This window comes from Stenotrophomonas maltophilia group sp. msm4 (assembly GCF_032025605.1).
Lineage (GTDB): Bacteria > Pseudomonadota > Gammaproteobacteria > Xanthomonadales > Xanthomonadaceae > Stenotrophomonas > Stenotrophomonas sepilia.
In genome coordinates this window covers 411,323-429,896 of record NZ_JAVSKK010000002.1, presented here as the reverse complement: position 1 = coordinate 429,896, position 18,574 = coordinate 411,323, and the positions used below count along the sequence as shown (strand labels likewise).

12 protein-coding genes are annotated in these 18,574 nt (G+C 69.6%); all 12 read right to left on the bottom strand.

Features of this window, described 5'->3' with window-relative positions; genetic code table 11:
- Positions 1–2 precede the first annotated feature (2 nt).
- Positions 3–791 carry a general secretion pathway protein GspN gene (locus ROV93_RS11050; protein WP_072168888.1) on the bottom strand — a complete coding sequence of 263 codons (789 nt, stop codon included), beginning with the start codon at positions 789–791 and terminating at the stop codon, positions 3–5.
- The gene (gene gspM / locus ROV93_RS11045) at positions 781–1,488 is read right to left on the bottom strand and encodes a type II secretion system protein GspM (protein ID WP_231352742.1); all 708 of its coding nucleotides are present in this window, start codon (positions 1,486–1,488) and stop codon (positions 781–783) included. Before gspM ends, ROV93_RS11050 begins: the two co-directional genes overlap by 11 nt.
- Positions 1,469–2,614, bottom strand: coding sequence for a PilN domain-containing protein (locus tag ROV93_RS11040; protein WP_005415230.1), 1,146 nt, complete (start codon positions 2,612–2,614; stop codon positions 1,469–1,471). The genes gspM and ROV93_RS11040 overlap by 20 nt, the downstream gene beginning before the upstream one ends.
- On the bottom strand, positions 2,611–3,474 hold the full coding sequence (locus ROV93_RS11035) for a type II secretion system protein GspK (protein ID WP_072168886.1): 864 nt from the start codon (positions 3,472–3,474) through the stop codon (positions 2,611–2,613). Before ROV93_RS11035 ends, ROV93_RS11040 begins: the two co-directional genes overlap by 4 nt.
- Complete coding sequence (locus tag ROV93_RS11030) at positions 3,471–4,103, bottom strand: type II secretion system protein J (RefSeq protein WP_072168885.1); 633 nt, start codon at positions 4,101–4,103, stop codon at positions 3,471–3,473. The genes ROV93_RS11035 and ROV93_RS11030 overlap by 4 nt, the downstream gene beginning before the upstream one ends.
- A complete protein-coding gene (locus ROV93_RS11025; protein WP_061478437.1) occupies positions 4,100–4,519 on the bottom strand; it encodes a prepilin-type N-terminal cleavage/methylation domain-containing protein in 420 nt (139 codons plus the stop codon). Before ROV93_RS11025 ends, ROV93_RS11030 begins: the two co-directional genes overlap by 4 nt.
- Complete coding sequence (locus tag ROV93_RS11020) at positions 4,516–5,010, bottom strand: GspH/FimT family pseudopilin (protein ID WP_049417201.1); 495 nt, start codon at positions 5,008–5,010, stop codon at positions 4,516–4,518. Before ROV93_RS11020 ends, ROV93_RS11025 begins: the two co-directional genes overlap by 4 nt.
- Positions 5,011–5,016: 6 nt before the next feature.
- The gene (gspG, locus tag ROV93_RS11015; RefSeq protein ID WP_005415225.1) at positions 5,017–5,460 is read right to left on the bottom strand and encodes a type II secretion system major pseudopilin GspG; all 444 of its coding nucleotides are present in this window, start codon (positions 5,458–5,460) and stop codon (positions 5,017–5,019) included.
- 49 nt (positions 5,461–5,509) lie between these two features.
- A complete protein-coding gene (locus ROV93_RS11010) occupies positions 5,510–6,730 on the bottom strand; it encodes a type II secretion system F family protein (RefSeq protein WP_072168883.1) in 1,221 nt (406 codons plus the stop codon).
- 24 nt (positions 6,731–6,754) lie between these two features.
- Positions 6,755–8,476 (bottom strand): type II secretion system ATPase GspE, encoded by a 1,722-nt coding sequence (gene gspE, locus ROV93_RS11005; RefSeq protein WP_072168882.1) that lies wholly within the window; start codon positions 8,474–8,476, stop codon positions 6,755–6,757.
- A 136-nt stretch (positions 8,477–8,612) separates the two neighbouring features.
- Positions 8,613–10,466 (bottom strand): S8 family peptidase, encoded by a 1,854-nt coding sequence (locus ROV93_RS11000; protein WP_072168891.1) that lies wholly within the window; start codon positions 10,464–10,466, stop codon positions 8,613–8,615.
- Between the two features lie 158 nt (positions 10,467–10,624).
- Positions 10,625–18,532 carry an ESPR-type extended signal peptide-containing protein gene (locus ROV93_RS10995; protein ID WP_312539756.1) on the bottom strand — a complete coding sequence of 2,636 codons (7,908 nt, stop codon included), beginning with the start codon at positions 18,530–18,532 and terminating at the stop codon, positions 10,625–10,627.
- Between the last annotated feature and the right edge of the window lie 42 nt (positions 18,533–18,574).

Below are 18,574 nucleotides of genomic sequence, written 5' to 3'. Positions count from 1 at the left end.
CTCTATCGGTTGGTGCCATCGCCCGGGGGCGGCGACGGTTGTTGCTGCTGTTGCTGCAGCTGGCGGCGGCGGGCCTGGATGCGTTCGCGGATGGCCTGCATCTGCGCTTCGCTAGGACCGTTGTTGTTGGCCGGTGGTGTTTTTGCAGCTGACGCCGCAGGTGTGGGGGCATTGCCGGCGGGCGGCGTCGGAGGGGTGGCCGCGACCGGGGACGGCGCCGGCGGAGCACCCGCCGAAGGCGGCACAACGATCGCACCTGCAGGCGGTACACCGTTGGCACCGCGCAGCACCGTCGGCGGCTCACCGCCCTGGCCGTTGAACACGGCCAGTTCCAGGACCTGGTTGCCACCGGGGCCGATCACCGTCGCCTGGCGCGGCTGCAGCGCGACCAGCTGCCAGCCATCCACGGCTTCGCCGTTGAGACGCAGGCGCAGCGAGCGGTTCTGTTCGGTGGTGAAGGTGGCCATGCCGAAATCGCCGGTCAGCAGCACGCCGGTCAGGCGCAACGCGGCACTGGCCGCCGGTTCGCTGCCCCCCAGCAGATAGGGCCGCGGCCTGCGGTCTTCGGCGAACAGCGGGCGCTCTCCGATCGCGCTGTAGCTGTCGGCGCTGGCCATGCGCTCTGCAGCCAGCGGCGGCAGCGATGGCAGCGATGGCGCGGCGTCGGCATCACCGTCGGCGCCCGGCAGCTGGCTGCCCAGCCCGAAGACGGTTGCCAGCCAGACCGCCGCCGCCCAGCCGGCCAGTGCCAGCAGGAAGCCGGTACGCAGGCTGATCTGCTCAAGCTTCATCGGCCACCTCCTGCCCTTCGGACGGGGGCGCCGGCTGGGGCGCCGGCGTGGCCTCGGCCGGCGAAGCAGCCGGCGTCGGCGCTGCAGCGGGCGCCGGAACCGTGCCATCGGCGGCGGCGCCTGGCAGCAGATAGCCGGCCAGCTCGAAGGACACATCCAGGCCCAGCCCCGATTCGTTCGGCGATTGCTGGAAGCGCTGCGCGATCAGGTTGAGGTTGTCGACGAACAGGCGGGGGCTGCCGGTTTCGAGGCTGTGCAGCACGGTGGCCAGTTCGGCCACGCCGCAGCGCAGGCGCACCTGCATGGCGACGCGCACGAACTCGGCATCGCGCCGGTTGTCGGTCAGCGGCGTGCGGTTGCTGATGGTGCAGCTGCGGTTGCCCGGGCTGGCCATCGCTACCGCATCCTGCAGCCGGGCGCCCAATGCAGCGGCGGCAGCTTCGGCGGTGGCTTCGCGCAGGAAGCCTGGCCGCTGCTGCAGTGCCTCGCGGGTAGCGCGAAGGCGCTGTTCGATCTGCGGCTGCTGCTGCAGCTGCGCCTGCACGCGCGACTCGCGTTCGCGCAGGGCGGCGACATCGGCGTCGATCGCACGCAGCGGCTGGGTGAACCAGGGGTGCACCAGCAGCAGATAGGCCAGGCCCAGCACTGCCAGCAGCAGTGCCAGCGCCAACCAGCGATCACGGCGTGCGCTTGGCATCGGCATCGGCCGCCTCCGGGGTCGGTGCTGCGGCCGGCAACGGCTGCAGTTCGGCGGTCATGGTGAAGCGGTCGCGGCCACTGGCCGCGCCATCGGCCTGCAGCACCCCGGTCAGGTTGACCTTGCGCCACTGCGGTGCGTCCTGCAGCAGCTGCACCAGCTGCGATGCCTCGCGGCTCAGGCCGATCAGCTGCAGGTTGTTGTTCTCGATCGCCAGCTTTTCCAGGTAGGTGCCTTCCGGCAGGCGCCGGGTCAGTTCGTTCCAGATCTCCACCGTACCGGCGCGCTGGCTGCGCTGCTTCTCAAGGAATGCAGCACCATCGATCAGCGCCTGCAGCTGCGCGCGTTCGCTGGCCACGCCACGCGCGCTGCGCGCGCTGCGCTCGACCTGCGCACGCAGTTCGTCGGCGGCGGCCTGGCGGTTGTCCAGCAACTGCACCGCGGCCAGTACCAGCATCACGACGGATGCCGCTGCCAGCAGCAGGTTCCAGCGCCGCATCGGGTCTGGCCGCAATTGGCGCTGCGCGGGCGGCAGCAGGTTCACCTGCAACACGTTGCCCTGCGCATCGATGGCATCGACGCCGGCCAGCGCATCGGCCCATTGGCCCACCCGCATGCGCCATGCTTCCAGCTGCCGCAGTGGCCACGCCACCAGTTCGACCTGCAACTGCCCTTCACCGCCCGCGCCGAGTTCACGCACGTCATAGCTGACCTGGGACGCTTCGAACGGGGTCTGCCGGTCGATCTCGAAACCGACCACGGCACGCAGGCGGTCGGCCGCCGCGGCGGGCAGGCGCAGCGTGCGCCGCAGCACATCCGCCGCGGGCAGCAGCCACACCCGGGGCAGGCTGCGCAGGCGCGGCTCGAGTACCCGGTCCAGTTCCACCGGCGACAGCGGCCACGGCAGGCGCGCCACCACTTCGCGGCGTTCACCGGCCTCACGCCAGACCTGCAGCTGGTCGCTCTCAGGCTGCAGCAACAGGCGGGCCTGGCCCCAGCCCAACGCCCATTGCCAGCGCACCGGTACCCAGGCCAGCAGCGACTGCCGCCACCAGCGCAGGAAACGGCCAGCGCCCGGGCCGATCCGGCCCTGCACCTGCCGCAGACTGTCCTGCCACGCCGTCATCTTGCTGTCATTCCCTGCTCCCAGCGAAGCACTGTGTAGGTCCGCCCGGGAACCCCGCCCGAGCCACTGCGTATCACTGCCTGCAACACCGACCTGCGTCCACTGCTGTCGATGGCAGCGGACTCGATACTATAGGTGCCGCTGCTGCTGGCAAGCGTTGTCGTACCACCAGCGGAATCTGCATCACGCTCCTGCTGGGCGCGCTGCGCCAGCACGGCATCCGCATCCAGGCCCAGTGCGGTCAGCACCGGTGCGCCGGCGAACTGGGGATCCGGCCGCGCCTGGCGGCTGTACAGGGTCAGGTGCGGCAACATCGCCCGGTACAGCGTGCCGCGCATGCCCAGCACGCGCTGCAGCTCGCCCAGGGTCTCGAACCGCTTGTTGCGTGGGCCATAGGGCAACCCGGCTGCGGCGTAGTCCTGCGCTTCGGCACCACCGCCCGGCTGCAGCAGGCTGTCCTCGTCACGCCAGTCGATGATGGCCCCGGCCAGCTGCCGGGCCTGTGCATCGTCTTCACCCAGTGCCTTGAGGAAGGCGGCCAGCAGCGCGGCATCGGCCAGGTTCAGGTTGATCTTGCCGTTCTCGTCCAGCACCTTGATCTCGATGCTGGCGTCGTCGAACTGCCAGCGATAGGTCCGGCCATCGGCACGCCAGGGCGCCCGCTGCGGATCGGCCGACAGGCGCAGCAGTGCATATTCGAGGCCGGCGCGCGCACGTTCCTGCCCGCGTGCATCGTCATCCAGCACGCGCTGCTGCAGGTGTTCGACCCGTGCGCTCAGCGCGAATGCGCCGACCAGCGCGGTCATCAACGCGATCAGCCACAGCACCAGCACCAGTGCCGCCCCACCCTGACGCCTCATCGCGCGCCTCCGCTGCCACCGGCGCGCAGCGCCACCACCAGCGGCGGCCACGGCGCACCCCGGGCCGGCGCGATCTGGATCTCCACCAGCATCGGCAGGCGGCGGGTGTCGTCCCAGCGAGGCATCCAGTCAGTCACCTGCCCGGTGCTGGCATCGATACCCCGATAGCGCAGCTGCACCGACTTCAGGTTTTCCACCAGCACCTCGGGCGGGCGCGGCGGGTTCTCGGCGATGCGCTCGCCTTCCTGCAGCAGCACCAGCTCCAGCAGCAGGCGCTGGTGGCCATCGTGTCCGTCGACCTGCAGCGCATGCAGGTAGGGTCCGCCACGGCCGAGGTAGCCGGGCAGGTCGGCGGCGAACAGCATGCGCTGCTCTTCGCCCTGGAAGAAGACCGGCTCGCGGGTGGGATCCGGAACTTCCAGCGGCGTGCGCAGCGCAGCCGCCAGCTGCCTGCGCAGCAACGATTCCACCGCGCGCATGCGTTCGCTTTCGGCGGCGATCTGCTCGCCGCGCTGGCTGACCGCCATCGCCGAGCGCACGCTGGCAAAGGCCAACGCCAGGCCGCCGGCCAGCAGCACGGTGGCCAGCATCACTTCGACCAGGGTGAACCCTGCGGCGCGGCGCCTCACCGGGCATTCTCCAGGTCGGGCGGCAACAGGCGCAGGCTGCGCCAGCGCAGCTGCTCGCGTTCGCTGTCGCCCCAGCGCACCTGCAACTGCAGCTCCGCCAGCCATGCAGTACCCGGTGAGGTCGCCTGCCCGACAGTGCCGGCGCGGGGCTCCACCCACGGCTGAACCTGCAGTTCCCAGTGATAGCGCCCCTGTTCCCAGTCACCCTGTTGGCTGCCCACCTGCAGCGGCGTGTCGACACCGGCTTCGGCCAGCAACGACTGGGCGTGCAGCACCGCGCGCGTGCGCAACTCGGCATCGCGCACCTGTTTTGCGCCGCCGGACAGGCTGCCCAGCAGCAGGGTCAACGCCAGGCCCAGCAGGGCGAAGGCGATGATCACTTCCAGCAGGGTGAAGCCACGCGCGCGCCGCTTCATTGCGCCCGCCAGGGGCCGGAGCGGACCTCGCCAGTGAGCCAGCCGACGTCGACGCGCCATTCGGCGCCGTCGCGCTGCAACCGGATGCGGCCACCGCTGGAGCCACCATCGGGATGGAATTCGATCACGCCCTGCCCCGGCGCGGTGGCCAGCTGTGCGGCACCTTCGAACTGCACCTGCAGCTGTGCGGGCACCTCACCGTGGCGCTGGTTGGCGCCTTCCCAGCGCCGCCGCGCCGGCTCGATGACGAAGCGCTGCGGTTCACCGCGGGCGATCGCCTGCGCGCGCACCATGCGCAGCTGGCTGGCGATGTCCTTGCCTGCGCTGCGCAGCTGCATGCCGGCGAAGCCGCGCGACAGGCCGGCGGCAGTGATCAGGCCGATCGCCGCGATCAGTGCGATCACCAGCAGCATTTCCAGCAGCGACAGTCCCGCCGCGCGCCTGCCGTGCAGGCGCGGGTGGGGCAACCGGCGCGGCAGGAAATACGTCATGCGCGGTTACGGCTGGTAGCGGATGTCAGCGTCGACGCTGCTACCGCCGGCCTTGCCATCCTTGCCCAGGCTGACCAGCTCATAGGGCTGGCCTTCGCCCGGTGCGCGGTATTCCAAGGCGTGGCCCCACGGGTCGTTCAGGTCGGCCGGCTTGGCGTACGGGCCGAGCCAGCCGCCAACACCGGCCGGTGCGGTCACCAGGTCATTGAGCGAGCCGGGCAGCTTGCCGGTGTCGATCTGGTAGTTGTCGATCTTGGACGCCACGGTCTGCACCTGCGCCTTGGCGATGTTGGCCTTGCCACGGTCGGCACCGCCCAGCACGCGGCTGGCGACCAGGGTCAGCACCGCGCCGATCAGCACGATGACGATGATGATTTCCAGCAGGCTCATGCCCGACTGGTTGCGCGCGGCAGTGAAGGAAAGGCGGATCGGTCGGCGACGGGCAATCATGGACGGTCCTTTCAGTTGCGGAGTGTCGGGGTTGCAGGGAGTGCCATCGTCAACCGATGGCATTGGTCAGGTCGTACAGCGGCACCAGCACGGCCACGATCACCGCGCCCACCACCGAGGCCAGCACCAGGGTGATCGCCGGCACCATCGCCGCCAGCAGGCGGTCGATGCGCCGGGCACTATCCTGTTCGAAGGTGTCGGCGGCCTTCAGCAGCATGGTATCGAGGGCGCCGGATTCCTCGCCGACCTGGATCATCTGCAGGGCCAGGCGCGGGAAGCGCTTGCCGCGCGACAGTGCCAGCGACAGGCCGGCACCATTTTTCACTTCATCGGCGGCCACTTCCACATCGGCGGCCAGCGCGCGGTTGCCCAGTACGTTGCGGGCGATGCCCAGTGCGCCCAGCAGGGGCACGCCGTTGCGCAGCAGGGTGCCCAGCGTGCGCGCCAGGCGCGCGGTTTCCAGTTCACCGACGAGACGGCCGATGCCACGGCGCTGCAGCAGCCAGCCATCCAGCGCCAGCCGGAACGCGGGTTGCCGCGCCTTGCGCTCGAAGAACAGCACCACCAGCGCCGGCACCACCAGCAGCAGCACCCACCAGTCGCGCACGAACAGGCCCAGCTGCAGCACCGCATTGGTGAACCACGGCAGCGCCACGTCCAGGCTCTCGTACATCTGCGCGAACTGTGGCACCACATAGCCAAGCAGGAACAGCAGCGCGCCGCCCACCACCACCAACAGGATGGCCGGGTAGACCAGTGCGTTGATGACCTTGCCCTGCAGCGCGCGGCTGCGCTCGAGGTAGTCGGCCAGGCGTTGCAGGGTTTCATGCAGGCTGCCACCGGCTTCGCCGGCGCGCACCATGTTCACGTACAGCCGCGAGAACAGCCCATGCTGGCGTTCCAGCGCGGTGGACAGCGGTGCACCGCCGCGCACCACGTCGCGGATGTCGGTGATCGCGCGGCGCGATCGTTCGTCCTCGGGCAACCCCAGCAGGATCGACAGCGCGCGGTCCAGCGGCTGGCCGGCACCGAGCAGGGTCGCCAGCTGCTGGGTGAACTGCAGCAATGCAGCGCCCTGCAACGGGCGCTGCTGCAGCAGGTTGCGCCAGCTGCTGCCGCCGATCGCGCCGGCGTCGGCCAGCTGCGTCTCCATCGGCAGGTGGCCCTGGTCCTGCAGGCGCGCGATCAGCTCGGCCTCGCTGGCCGCCTCCATCTGCCCGTCGAAGACCTCACCGTGCGGATTGAGCGCCTTGTAGCGGTAGTTCGGCATGTCAGCCCCGGCGTCCTGCACGCATCAGCTTTCCTCGGTCACGCGCAGCACTTCCTCGATGGTGGTCTGTCCGCTCAGCGCCTTGGACAGGCCATCCTCGTACATGGTGCGCATGCCGGCTTCGCGGGCGATGCGCTCGATCTCGCCCATGCCATCGCGACGCATCACCGCACGCCGCAGCGCATCGTTCATCACCAGGAATTCCATGATGGTGGTACGCCCCAGGTAGCCGGTCGGCGCCAGCGCCGAGGGCTTCGGGCGGTAAAGGTGGATCGGTCCCTCCGGCTGCAGGCGGCGCAGCTCGAAGCGTTCGATCTCCTCTGGCGAGGCTGCGTAGCGTTCGGCATGGGTCGGCTCCAGCCGGCGCACCAGGCGCTGGGCGAGGATGCCGTTGATGGTCGAGGTGAGCAGGTAATCCTCCACGCCCATGTCGAGCAGGCGGGTGATGCCACCGGCCGCATTGTTGGTGTGCAGGGTGGACAGCACCAGGTGGCCGGTCAATGCCGACTGGATGGCGATGCGCGCGGTTTCCAGGTCGCGCATTTCACCGATCATGATGATGTCCGGATCCTGGCGGACGATGCTGCGCAGCGCGTTGGCGAAATCCAGGCCGATCTGCGGCTTGGCCTGGATCTGGTTGATGCCCTCGATCTGGTATTCGACCGGATCTTCCACCGTGATGATCTTGACGTCGGCGGTGTTGAGCTGGCTCAGCGCGGTGTACAGCGTGGTGGTCTTGCCCGAGCCGGTCGGGCCGGTCACCAGCAGGATGCCGTGCGGCTGTTCCAGTACCTTGCGGAACTGCGGCAGGAAGGCGTCGGTGAAGCCGAGCCGGTGGAAATCGAAGACCACCGTTTCACGGTCCAGCAAGCGCATCACCACGCTTTCGCCATGCGCGGTGGGCACGGTACTCACGCGAAGGTCCAGCTCCTTGCCCTGCACGCGCAGCATGATGCGGCCGTCCTGCGGCAGGCGGCGCTCGGCGATGTTGAGCCGGGCCATGATCTTGATGCGGCTGATCACCGCGGCGGTGAGGTTGGCCGGCGGGCTTTCGCCCTCCACCAGCACGCCATCGACCCGGTAGCGGACCTTCAACCGGCTCTCGAACGGTTCGACATGGATATCCGAAGCGCGCAGTTCCACCGCACGCTGGATCACCAGGTTGACCAGACGGATCACCGGCGCTTCCGAAGCGAGGTCGCGCAGGTGCTCGATATCGTCGACCGCGCCGCCTTCGCCATCGGCGGTTTCCACGATCGCGCCCATCGCGCTGCGGCCCTGGCCGAACCAGCGCTCGACCAGGTCATCGATCTCCGCACGCATGCCCAGCACTGGTGTCACCGGAACCCCCAGCGCCAACTGCACGGCCTGCTGCGGATAGGCATCGTGGGCATCGGCCAGCCACAGACGCACCCCGTGTTCATTCAGCTCCAGCGGGCACACATGGAACTGCTTCAGGAAACGCAGCGACAGCGGCAGTCCCTCGGCCAGCGCCTGCGGCGGGGCCTCCGGCACCTGCTTGCCCTCCAGCAGCCGCAGGCCCAGCACCTCGGCGCTGGCCTGTGCCTGGTCGCGTTCAGACACCAGGCCCAGGCGCACCAGCAGGCCCAGCAGGCTGCCGCCGGCCTCGGCGTGCAGCGGCCGCGCGCGCGCCAGGTCTCCTTCCTTGAGCCGGCCGCGTGCCAGCAGCGCATCCAGGATGCGGCCTTCGGCATCGTCGGTAACGGTTGCAGCGAGCGCGTTCACGTGACTCTCCTGTCAATCGGACCGACTTTAGCAGTTAAGCCATGATTTCCGCCGCCCTGCGGCCAGCTTTCGTAAAAAGACGAAGCCCGTCACACAGGATGACGGGCCTCGGTCGTTCAACTACGACACGTCAGGCTTACTGCGTGGCGAGGATGCTCACGCCGTTGTAGGCCGCTTCGCCCACCACCTTGATGTAGTAGGTGCCTGCCACCGGCTTGTTCACCCGTACCGTTTCGGACGTGCCGGGACGGGTCGACTTGCCATCGTTGTCGCTGGCGCTCGGCTCGCGTCCCTGGGCGATGTAGACCGACACGTTGCCGGTGCCACCGTAGGTGATCACGCTGAGCTGCTTGCCAGCGGCTGCCTCGAAGCTGTACAGGCGGCTGCTGCCGGCCGTACCGTTCAGGCCCCCCACGGCGGCCTTGTTGGTCAGCGGCGTCGCCACCGGCCCGCAGTTCTCGGTGCACGGCTCTTCCAGTGCCTTGGCCAGCGCCGCCTTGGCATCGACGATGCCGGTGCCGATCGGGGTGGCGGTCGGGATGCTGACCGGGAACGGGCGCGCGGTTTCCTTCAGCAGCGCGCGCATCGCGGCGGGGGCCAGCGGATCCTTGCCCTTGGCGATCAGCGCGCTCTGCACCAGTGCAGCGACGGCAGCCACGTGCGGCGAGGCCATCGACGTGCCACCCATGCCCATGTAGCTGTAGCTGCCTGACTCCGGCGTGGTGGCCGCATCGGAACCGGACTGCCAGACGTAGCCGCCCGGATTGCCATCGACGCTGCCGCCACCACCCGGACCGGACAGGTCCACGCGGGTGCCGTAGTTGGAGTAGTAGGTGATGCCGCCGGTGATGCGGGTGGCGCCGACGGTCACCACGCCGTCGCAACTGGCCGGACGGTACTTGGATGCGTTGTCGGTCTCGTTGCCGGCCGCCACGACCACGGTGGTGCCACGCGAGATCGCGCCATTGATCGCATCCTGGTAGGTTCCGTCACAGCTGCCGCTTCCACCCAGGCTCATGTTGATGATCTCGGCCGGGTTGGCATTGGCGGGCACGCCCGCCACGGTGCCGCCGGAGGCCCAGGTGATGGCGTCGGCGATATCGGAAAGGTAGCCACCGCACTTGCCGAGCACGCGGACCGGCAGCACCTTGGCCTTGTGCGCGACACCGGCCATGCCGACGCCGTTGTTGGTCTGCTCGGCCACGGTGCCGGCCACATGGGTACCGTGCCAGGAGCTGTCCTCCGCGACGGAGCCGGTGTAGCACTCATTGTCGTTCTCGACCCAGTCGCCATAGTCCTGCGCGCCCGGCACGCGATCGTTGGTGGCACGGCGCGACGTCTCGGCGTCGCTGATGAAGTCGTAGCCTTCCAGCAGGTTGCCGACCAGGTCCGGGTGCTGCGGCAGGATGCCGGTGTCGAGCACGGCCACCACCACGCCCTCGCCCTGCGATACATCCCACGCCGACGGTGCGTTGATGCCACCGGTGGCGTTGTGCAGGTGCCACTGGTACTGCTGGTAGTACGGATCGTTCGGCGCCAGCGCCGGCTGCACGTCACCGGCGCGCAGCTCGGTGCGGCGCAGCTTCACGTCGGCTTCGGCGTACTGCACGGCGGGGTCGGCCTTCAGTTCCTTCAGCACGCGCTGCAGTTCCGCAGGCGCCAGGCGCCCCTGCAGGCGGATCAGGTCGGCACCGACGCCGAGCCTGCGCACGACCTGCGGGCCCAGCGTGCTGGCGCGGGCGGTGCCACCGGACAGGCTGGCGCGGGTCAGCGCGGACTGCACGGTGGACAGCTTGGCCGAACGGTCGCCCGCCGCAGCGGTGCCGGCACGATACTTGACGATGATGCGCTCGGCGCCCGGCTCGGCGGTGCTGGCCTGGCGCACCGGTTCACGGGTCGGCAACCCGGCGGCGTGGACGGCACCCACCGCGGTCATCGACAGCACGGCGGCGGCAAGCACATTGATGCGAAGGTTCTGCTTCTTGATCACGTCGAAATTCCTCTTCTGGGTCATGGATCGAACCAACACTGCGGCCATCATTCCTTGACGACTCCCGGCCGGCCCAGCCGGGATTGCCGTGACCTCCCCCCAGGCCCTCGTTGCAGGTGATGCGCCGGCGTGGGTGGCCGCCGGCGCAGTGGTTTGGCTTACCAGCCGAAACCAGCACCGACGCCAACCGAGCTGTCGTCGCTGCTGAAGGCACCGCCGAAGGTGACCGTGGCGCGATCGCTGATCGCACGCTGGTAGCCCAGCGACAACGCCGACTCGCCGCCCTGGAAACCGATGCCGACGCCGACCCGGTTCTGGGTGCGGATACCGGCGGCACTGGTGGCCATGTTGAGCATCGCCGCGCTCATGGCGCCCTGGCGGTCGATGCGGCGATCCATGTGGCGCAGGCGCCCGTCGATCTCGCCCTTGAACACATCGAAGCTGTCGGCGACGGCCTGCACGCGGCTGTCGGTGTAGCTGTTGGCAGTGGCCATGCCACGGTCCAGCTGGCCCTTGTTGACGGCGTCGGTGGCGGTGGTGCCGGCGGCGACGTTGGTGACCTGGCGTTCGTTGCCTTCGCTACCGACCGACACGGTGTTGGCACGATCGGCAACCGAGCCCTGGCCCAAAGCCACCGCGTTGGCAGCCGTGGCACTGGCACCCTGGCCGATGGCGGTGGACGAGGCGCCACTGGCCACTGCGCCCTCACCCATGGCGACGGCATTGAAGCCCGTGGCCGGGGTGCCAACCGGAATCCCGGCACCGGCGGCGGCGGCCGTCGGCGTGCCCTGCACGCGTGCGGTGCTGGCCGGTGCCGCGTCGGCGGTGGCCGGTGCGTCGGCGACGCTGGCCAGTGCGCTTTCATCCAGCGAGGCACTCATCGAACGCAGGCTTGCCGTTCCCGAACGCGTGCCTCCGGCGGTGCGGCGATCGATCTCGCTGACCTTGCGGTCCAGCGCACCGAGCGCATCGCCGACGTTGCTGTACGTCGCGCCCTGGATCACGTAGTTCGGCGCCACGAACACACCCTGCATGCCGACGCTGGCGCCACCGCCGAGGAAGCTGGCGGCATCACTGAGCGACTGGAACAACTGCCCGCCATTGATCGCCTGGCGGCTGCCGGCGGCGATGCTGCCGGCACCGACGTTGTCGATGGTGGTGCCCTGGAAGCCGGACAGGGTCAGGCGGTCACGGCTGGCGTCGTCATAGCCGACTGCACTGGCCGCCGTGGTCTCGACCGTCGCGATGCGCGAATCGAAATCGCCCACGCGGGTTTCCACTGCGCCCACGCGCTGGTTGGTGACGTTGAGCTGCGAACCGGTGACCGCATCGCTGCTGCCGGCAGCGATGCGGCCGTCGGCCACATTGACGATCCGCCGCGTGGCCGGGCCATCGGTGCCATTGCCACCGCCGACCGACACCACGTTGGCATCGAGCGCACGCGAGCCCGCCCCCAGCGCCACCGAGTTCGCACCGGACGCGCCGGCGCTGTTGCCCAGTGCAAGCGCACCATTGCCAATGGCCATCGCGTTGGCACCCAGCGCATTGCTGCGTGCACCACTGGCACTGGCGGCCGAACCGACCGCAGCGGCATCGCTGCCGCTGGCACTGGCGGTACCCGCACCAGTGGCCTTGACGTAGCGTGCGGTGCCATCGGCGGTCGCCGCGACCGCATCGAGCTGGCCACGATTGACTGCATCGGTGCGCTCGGTACCGGCGGCGACACGGGTGATCTGACGATCACTGGTGCTGCTGCCCACTGACACGGTATTGGCACGATCAGCCACCGAGCCGGCACCCAGTGCGATGCTGCCGGCTGCCGACGCATTGGCGCTGACACCCACTGCGGTGGCATTCGCGCCGGTGGCCTTGCTGCCGTAGCCGACCGCCGTACCAAGCCGGCCACTGGCTTCGGCATAGCTGCCCAGCGCGGAGGCACCGTCAGCCGAGGCGTTGGCGCGGAAGCCGCTGGCCTGCGACTGCGTGCCGCTGGCCGTGGCCTGCGCACCACTGGCGGTGCTGTAGGCACCCTTGGCCTGGGCACCGGTGCCGCTGGCGCTGGCACCGAGTTCGCTGGCGCTGGCGCCGCTGCCCACCGCCACGCTGTCGACACCACTGGCCTGTGCGTTGTTGCCCAGAGCCGCGGCGTTGTTGCCGGTGGCCAGGGCATCGACGCCGATGGCGGTGGCGTTGACGGCCATGGCGTTGGCTCCGCTGCCCAGCGCGGTGGCGCCGTTGCCGACGGCGTTGGCCGCGTTGCCGGCGGCCAGTGCGTTGTCGCCGTCGACCAGGGCACCGGCTTCGCCATCGGCGTTGCCGCTGGCCTGGAACTGCCGGGCAGTCCTGTCGGCAACGCTGGCAACCGCGTCCAGCTGGCCCTTGTTCACCGCGTCGGTGGCCTCGGTGCCGGCTGCGACATGGGTCACCTGGCGTTCGCCGCCCGCGGTGCCCACGGCCACGGTATTGTCGCGCTCGGCCTTGGAGCCGGCGCCCAGCGCCACGCTGTTCAACCCACTGGCGGTGGCACTGGCGCCCAGTGCCGTGGCATCTGCCGCATCCGCCCACGAATTCCAGCCGATCGCGGTGGCGTAATCTTCGGTCGCCCACGCACCCGCACCGAATGCCGCTGCACCGGTGCCGCTGGCACGCGACGGGATCAGGCCGAAGAAGGTGCTGCCACCGATGGCCACGCTCTCAGCGCCACTGGCTTCGCTGGACTGGCCGACCGCAACGGCACCGCTACCGGCCGCGGCGGCGCCGAAGCCCACTGCCGTGGTGTTGGCACCGCTGGCCGCCGAGCCATAGCCCAACGCGGTCCCGAGGCGACCGCTGGCTTCAGCATAGCCACCGACCGCGGTGGTGCCATCGGCGGAGGCGGCACTGCGGAAGCCACTGGCCAGTGCCTGCGTGCCGCTGGCGTTGGATTCGGTGCCGGTCGCGGTGCTGTACGCACCACTGGCCTGTGCACGCGCACCCGCGGCGCTGGCACCCAGCTCGCTGGCGCTGGCGCCGGTACCGAGCGCAAGGCTGTCTTCGCCGGTGGCCTGTGCGGTACTGCCGAGTGCTGCGGCGTTGTTGCCGGTGGCCAGCGCATCGATGCCGACCGCCGTGGCGTTGGCCGCCAGTGCATTGGCGCCGCTGCCGAGTGCGGTGGCACCGTTGCCGATGGCGTTGGCCGCATCACCGGCCGCCAGCGCGTTATCGCCCTCGACCAGGGCGCCGGTTTCACCATCGGCGTTGCCACTGGCCTGGAACTGCCTGCTGGTCTTTTCCGCTGCAGCCGCTACGGCGTCGAGCTGGTTCTTGTTGACCGCATCAGTGCCCTGCGTGCCAGCGGCCACATTGGTGATCTGGCGGGTATTGCCACCACCGCCCACCGACACGGTGTTGTCGCGGTCCGCGATCGAATCGGCGCCCAGCGCCACGCTGTTGGCCGCGCGCGATTCGGCGGCGTTGCCCAGTGCGGTGCTGTTGATGCCACCGGACCAGGCGCCACCACCGACGGCGGTGGAGTAATTGCCCGATGCTTCGGTGGCCAGCACGCCGAACAGCGAACCGCCGACGGCGACGCTGTTGGTGCCGGTGGCCAGGCTGCCCTGCCCGGTGGCGGTGCTGTAGGCACCCGACGCCTCGGAGTCGCCGCCCAGCGCCACGCTGTTGGAACCGGAGGCATTGGCGAAGTTGCCGAAGGCGGTGGCATTGAACGCCGAGGCCTGCGCATAGCCACCGATGGCGGTGCTGTAGCCACCGGTCGCTTCTGCGCCGATGCCGAACGCTGCCGACGCGGTGCCGCTGGCGACGCTCTCGCTGCCGACCGCGGTGGCGCCGCTGCCGCTGGCATTGCTGAAGTAGCCCACCGCCACGGCTTCCTCGCCGGAGGCTTCGGACAACACACCGTTGGCGGTACTGCCGGCACCACTGGCGATGCTGGCGGCACCGAACGCCGCGCTCTGCTCGCCGCTGGCTTCGCTTTCCGCACCCTGCGCGGTGGCGTACTCACCGGTCGCCTGGGCGTTGGCACCGACGGCGCTGGCGTTGGCGGCGCTGGCCAGCGCGTTGAAACCGATCGCCTGCGCGTTGTTGGCCAGCGCGTTGGCACCACTGCCGAGCGCGGTGGCGCCGTTGCCGATGGCGTTGGCCGCATCACCGGCGGCCAGCGCGTTGTCACCCTCCACCAGCGCACCGGCTACGTCGTCGCCGCTGCCACTGGCCTGGAAGAAGCGGCTGGTGGTGGTGGCGGTACTCGCGACCGCATCCAGCTGTGCCTTGTTCACCGCGTCCGTGGCTTGGGTACCGGCAGCGACGTTGGTGATCTGCCGCTCGTTGCCACTGCTGCCCACCGACACCGTGCGTGCACGGCTGGCAACCGAACCGGCACCGAGCGCGACAGCATTGCTGGCGCTGGCGTTGCTGCCGGCGCCCAACGCAATCGCACTTTCACCGCCGGCCACCGTGTTGGTGCCGATGGCAATGCTGTTGAGGCTGTTGCCCAACGCCTGGAAGCCCAGTGCCACGCTGTTGTCGCCATAACCGAATGCGCCGCGACCGACGGCGGTGGAGCTGGCACCATTGGCCCAGCTGTTGTAGCCGATGGAGGTTGCGCCACTGCCACTGGCCCAGGCTGCGTTGCCGAATGCCGAGGCATTGGTGGCGGTGGCCCACGCACCCGAACCGAACGCTGCTGCGCCACTGGCCGTCGCCCAGCTGTAACCACCGACAGCGGTGCTGTCATCGCTGCTGGCGAAGGCGCTGTCACCGACCGCGACCGCATAGCTGCCGGTGGCGCGCGACTTGCCGCCTGCCGCGAAGCTGTTGTCGCCACTGGCCTTCGCGGCATTGCCGAACGCGCCGCTGGCAGCCCCGGTGGCCTGTGCACCGCTGCCGACCGCCGTGGCATCGGCGGCCGCCGTGGTGCCCACCTGCTGCGCCTTGCCGTCGGCGCCGATGATCGGCTGGTTGTACTCATCGTAGGCCTGCCCGAGGCCACCGATGGCAACACCGCCGTTGCCGGTGGCGCTGCTGTTGCGACCCACCGCCACGCTGTCATCACCGATCGCCGACGCGGCAGCGCCATGTGCAACCGCGCCGGCGCCAATCGCATTGCTCGACGAACCGGCCGCGACCGCGCCTTCGCCCTCGGCGAACGCACCGGCATCACTGCCCGCTTCGGGCTGTGCCTGGAAGAAGCGCGCGGTGCCGTCGGCGGTGCTTGCCACAGCGTCCAGCTGCGCCTTGTTCACTGCATCCGTCGCCTGCGTACCCGCGGCCACGCTGACGATCTGGCGTTCATTGCCATTGGTGCCCACGGCCACCGTATTGGCCCGATTGGAGCCCGAATAGGCGCCCAGCGCGACACTGTTTTCGGCGCCAGCGGTGGCGTAGTAACCGATGGCCGTGCTGTCCTTGCCGATGGCCCAGGTCTGCGCGCCCAGTGCACTGGCGTTGTCGCCTGCGGCATAAGCGAAGTAACCCAGCGCGGTGGATTCCGCGCCCACCGCTTCTGTGAAGCTGCCGTTGGCCAACGAGCGGTCACCACTGGCGACCGCACCGCCGCCTACCGCGGTGGAGGACACACCGCTGGCCCGCGTCTGCACATACAGGCCCATGCCCGGCACGATGTCGGCCGGGCCACCAATGGCGACGCTGCCGGCGCCGGTGGCGCTGCTCTGCGTTCCCAGGGCGGTAGCGTTGCTGCCACTGGCGGTGGCCGCCGCGCCGAAGGCCGCGCTGCCCTGCCCCGAAGCCAGCGCGTTGCTGCCGACGGCAGTGGCGCTCTGCGCGATGGCAACGGCGCCCGCTCCCAGTGCACTGGTGCCATTGCCGATCGCATTGGCCGCCTCGCCGGCGGCCAGCGCATCTTCGCCTTCGGCCAGCGCACCGGCCTCGCTGTTGCTGCTGCCGGTGGCCTGGAAGTGCTTGGCGGTGGCGTCAGCCACGGCAGCGACGCCCTTCAACTGGGCCAGATTGACCGCATCGGTGGCTTCATTGCCCGCGGCAACGCTGGTGATCTGCCGTTCGTTGCCTGCGCTGCCGACCGCTACGCTGTTGGCGCGGACAGCTTCGGAGTTCGCGCCCAGTGCAACGCTGTTGGCACCGCGAGCGGTGGCGTAATAACCGACGGCGGTACTCTGCGCGCCGCTGGCCCAGGTCTGCGCACCGAGCGCGCTGGCATTCTCACCCGGGGCGTAAGCGAAGTAGCCGACGGCGGTGGATTCCGCACCGGACGCTTCGGTCAGGCTGCCGTTGGCCACCGCACGATCACCGCTGGCGATGGCACCGGCGCCGACGGCCGTCGCCGCTTCGCCGCTGGCCTGGGTCTGCACGAAGAAGCCCAGGCCCGGAATCAGGTCGGCCGGGCCACCGATGGCGACGCTGCTGGTACCGGTGGCGGTGCTCTGCGTACCCAGTGCGGTGGAGTAGTCACCGATGGCATTGGCGACCGCACCGAATGCGGACGACTGCGCACCGGCGGCATACGCGCCAACGCCGTAGGACGACGCCGCAAATCCACTGGCTTCGGCACTGGCACCGACTGCAGTGCCACCGACGCCTGCGCTGGTGGCGCCGGTTTCGACCGGCACGCCACCACTGGTGATCAGCGGATTGCCATCGGCATCCACTGCAGCACCACCGACGGCGACGCTGCCCGGGCCGTTCGCCTGTGCGTTGTTGCCGAACGCGGCGCTGTTCTGGCCTGACGCCAGCGCGTTGTTGCCGATGGCGGTGGCGTTCTGCGCAACGGCCGTGGCACCGGCACCCACGGCGGTGGTGCCATTGCCGATGGCGTTGGCCGTCTCGCCGGCCGCCAGTGCCTCGTCACCTTCGGCCAGCGCGCCCGCATCGCTGTTGCGGCTGCCCGTGGCCTGGAAGTGCTTGGCGGTGGCATCGGCCACGGCGGCCACGTCCTTCAACTGGCCGACATTGACCGCGTCGGTATCTTCAGTACCCGCCGCGACGCTGGTGATCTGCCGGGTCAGGCCATATTCGGCGGCGCCGACAGAGACAGTATCGACGCGGTCGGCCAGCGAGCCGGCGCCGAGCGCCACGCTGCCCGTGGCAACCGCCGCCGAGTTTGACCCCAGCGCGGCGCTGTACTCACCCACGGCGGTGCTGAACGCACCCACCGCGATCGATGCTTCATTGGCGGCGGTGGCGCCGCGGCCCAGTGCGGTACTGCCCGGGCCCATCGCCACGGCACCGCCACCCACGGCAGTGGCGCCATCGGCAGTGGCTTCGGACAACGCGCCCAAGGCGGTGGCCGCGCCATTCTCGCTTGCGGCATAGGCACTGGCGCCGACGGCGGTGTCACCAAGACCGAACGCGGCAGCACTCTGCCCGACCACCACGCTGGCGTCACCGATTGCCAATGCGCCCTGGCCGAACGCGCTGGCGCCCAGGCCGGCAGCAATCGCCTGGGTACCGATGGCGGTGGTGGCATTGGCCAACGACTGCGCACCGGCGCCCGCTGCAACCGCGCCCTGCCCGTCGATCTTCGCCGCGTCGCTGTCATCACCTGCGCCATCGGCCTTGAAATAGCGGTTTCCATCTGCGGCGACGTCCGCCAGCGCGGCCTGCGTGGCGCGTGCCTGCGCATCCAGCTGTGACTTGTTCACCGCATCGGTGGCCTGGGTGCCTGCAGCCACGTTGGTGATCTGCCGTTCCTTGCCGGCATCGCCAACGGACACCGTGTTGGCGCGGTTGGCCCTGGAGCCTGCGCCCAGCGCCACGCTGTTGGCGGCAGTGGCGCTGCTGTTGCTGCCGATCGCCACCGCGTTGCTGCCCTTGGCACTGGCGGAGCCTTCCACCAGGCATTTTTCCAGCAGCTTGCCGCTGAATGCCACGCAGGTTGCGCTGCCGCCGATCTGCACCGACTGCGCAGCGGCGTAACCGCTCATGCCCAATCCCAATACCAGGCCCAGTGCCACCGCCAACAGCGCGGGCGTGGCTGGTGTCGTATCGCGGCGCTGGTCGACAACACCACCGCTGCTGTCGGAGGAGGCCAGTTCCGAGGCCACCACCAACTGACCCAATGCTTTGTTCCAGACCTTGCGATAAATCCGATTCATCGGTACGGCTCCTGATTGGACTGGTTTTGGGCAAAGCAACGC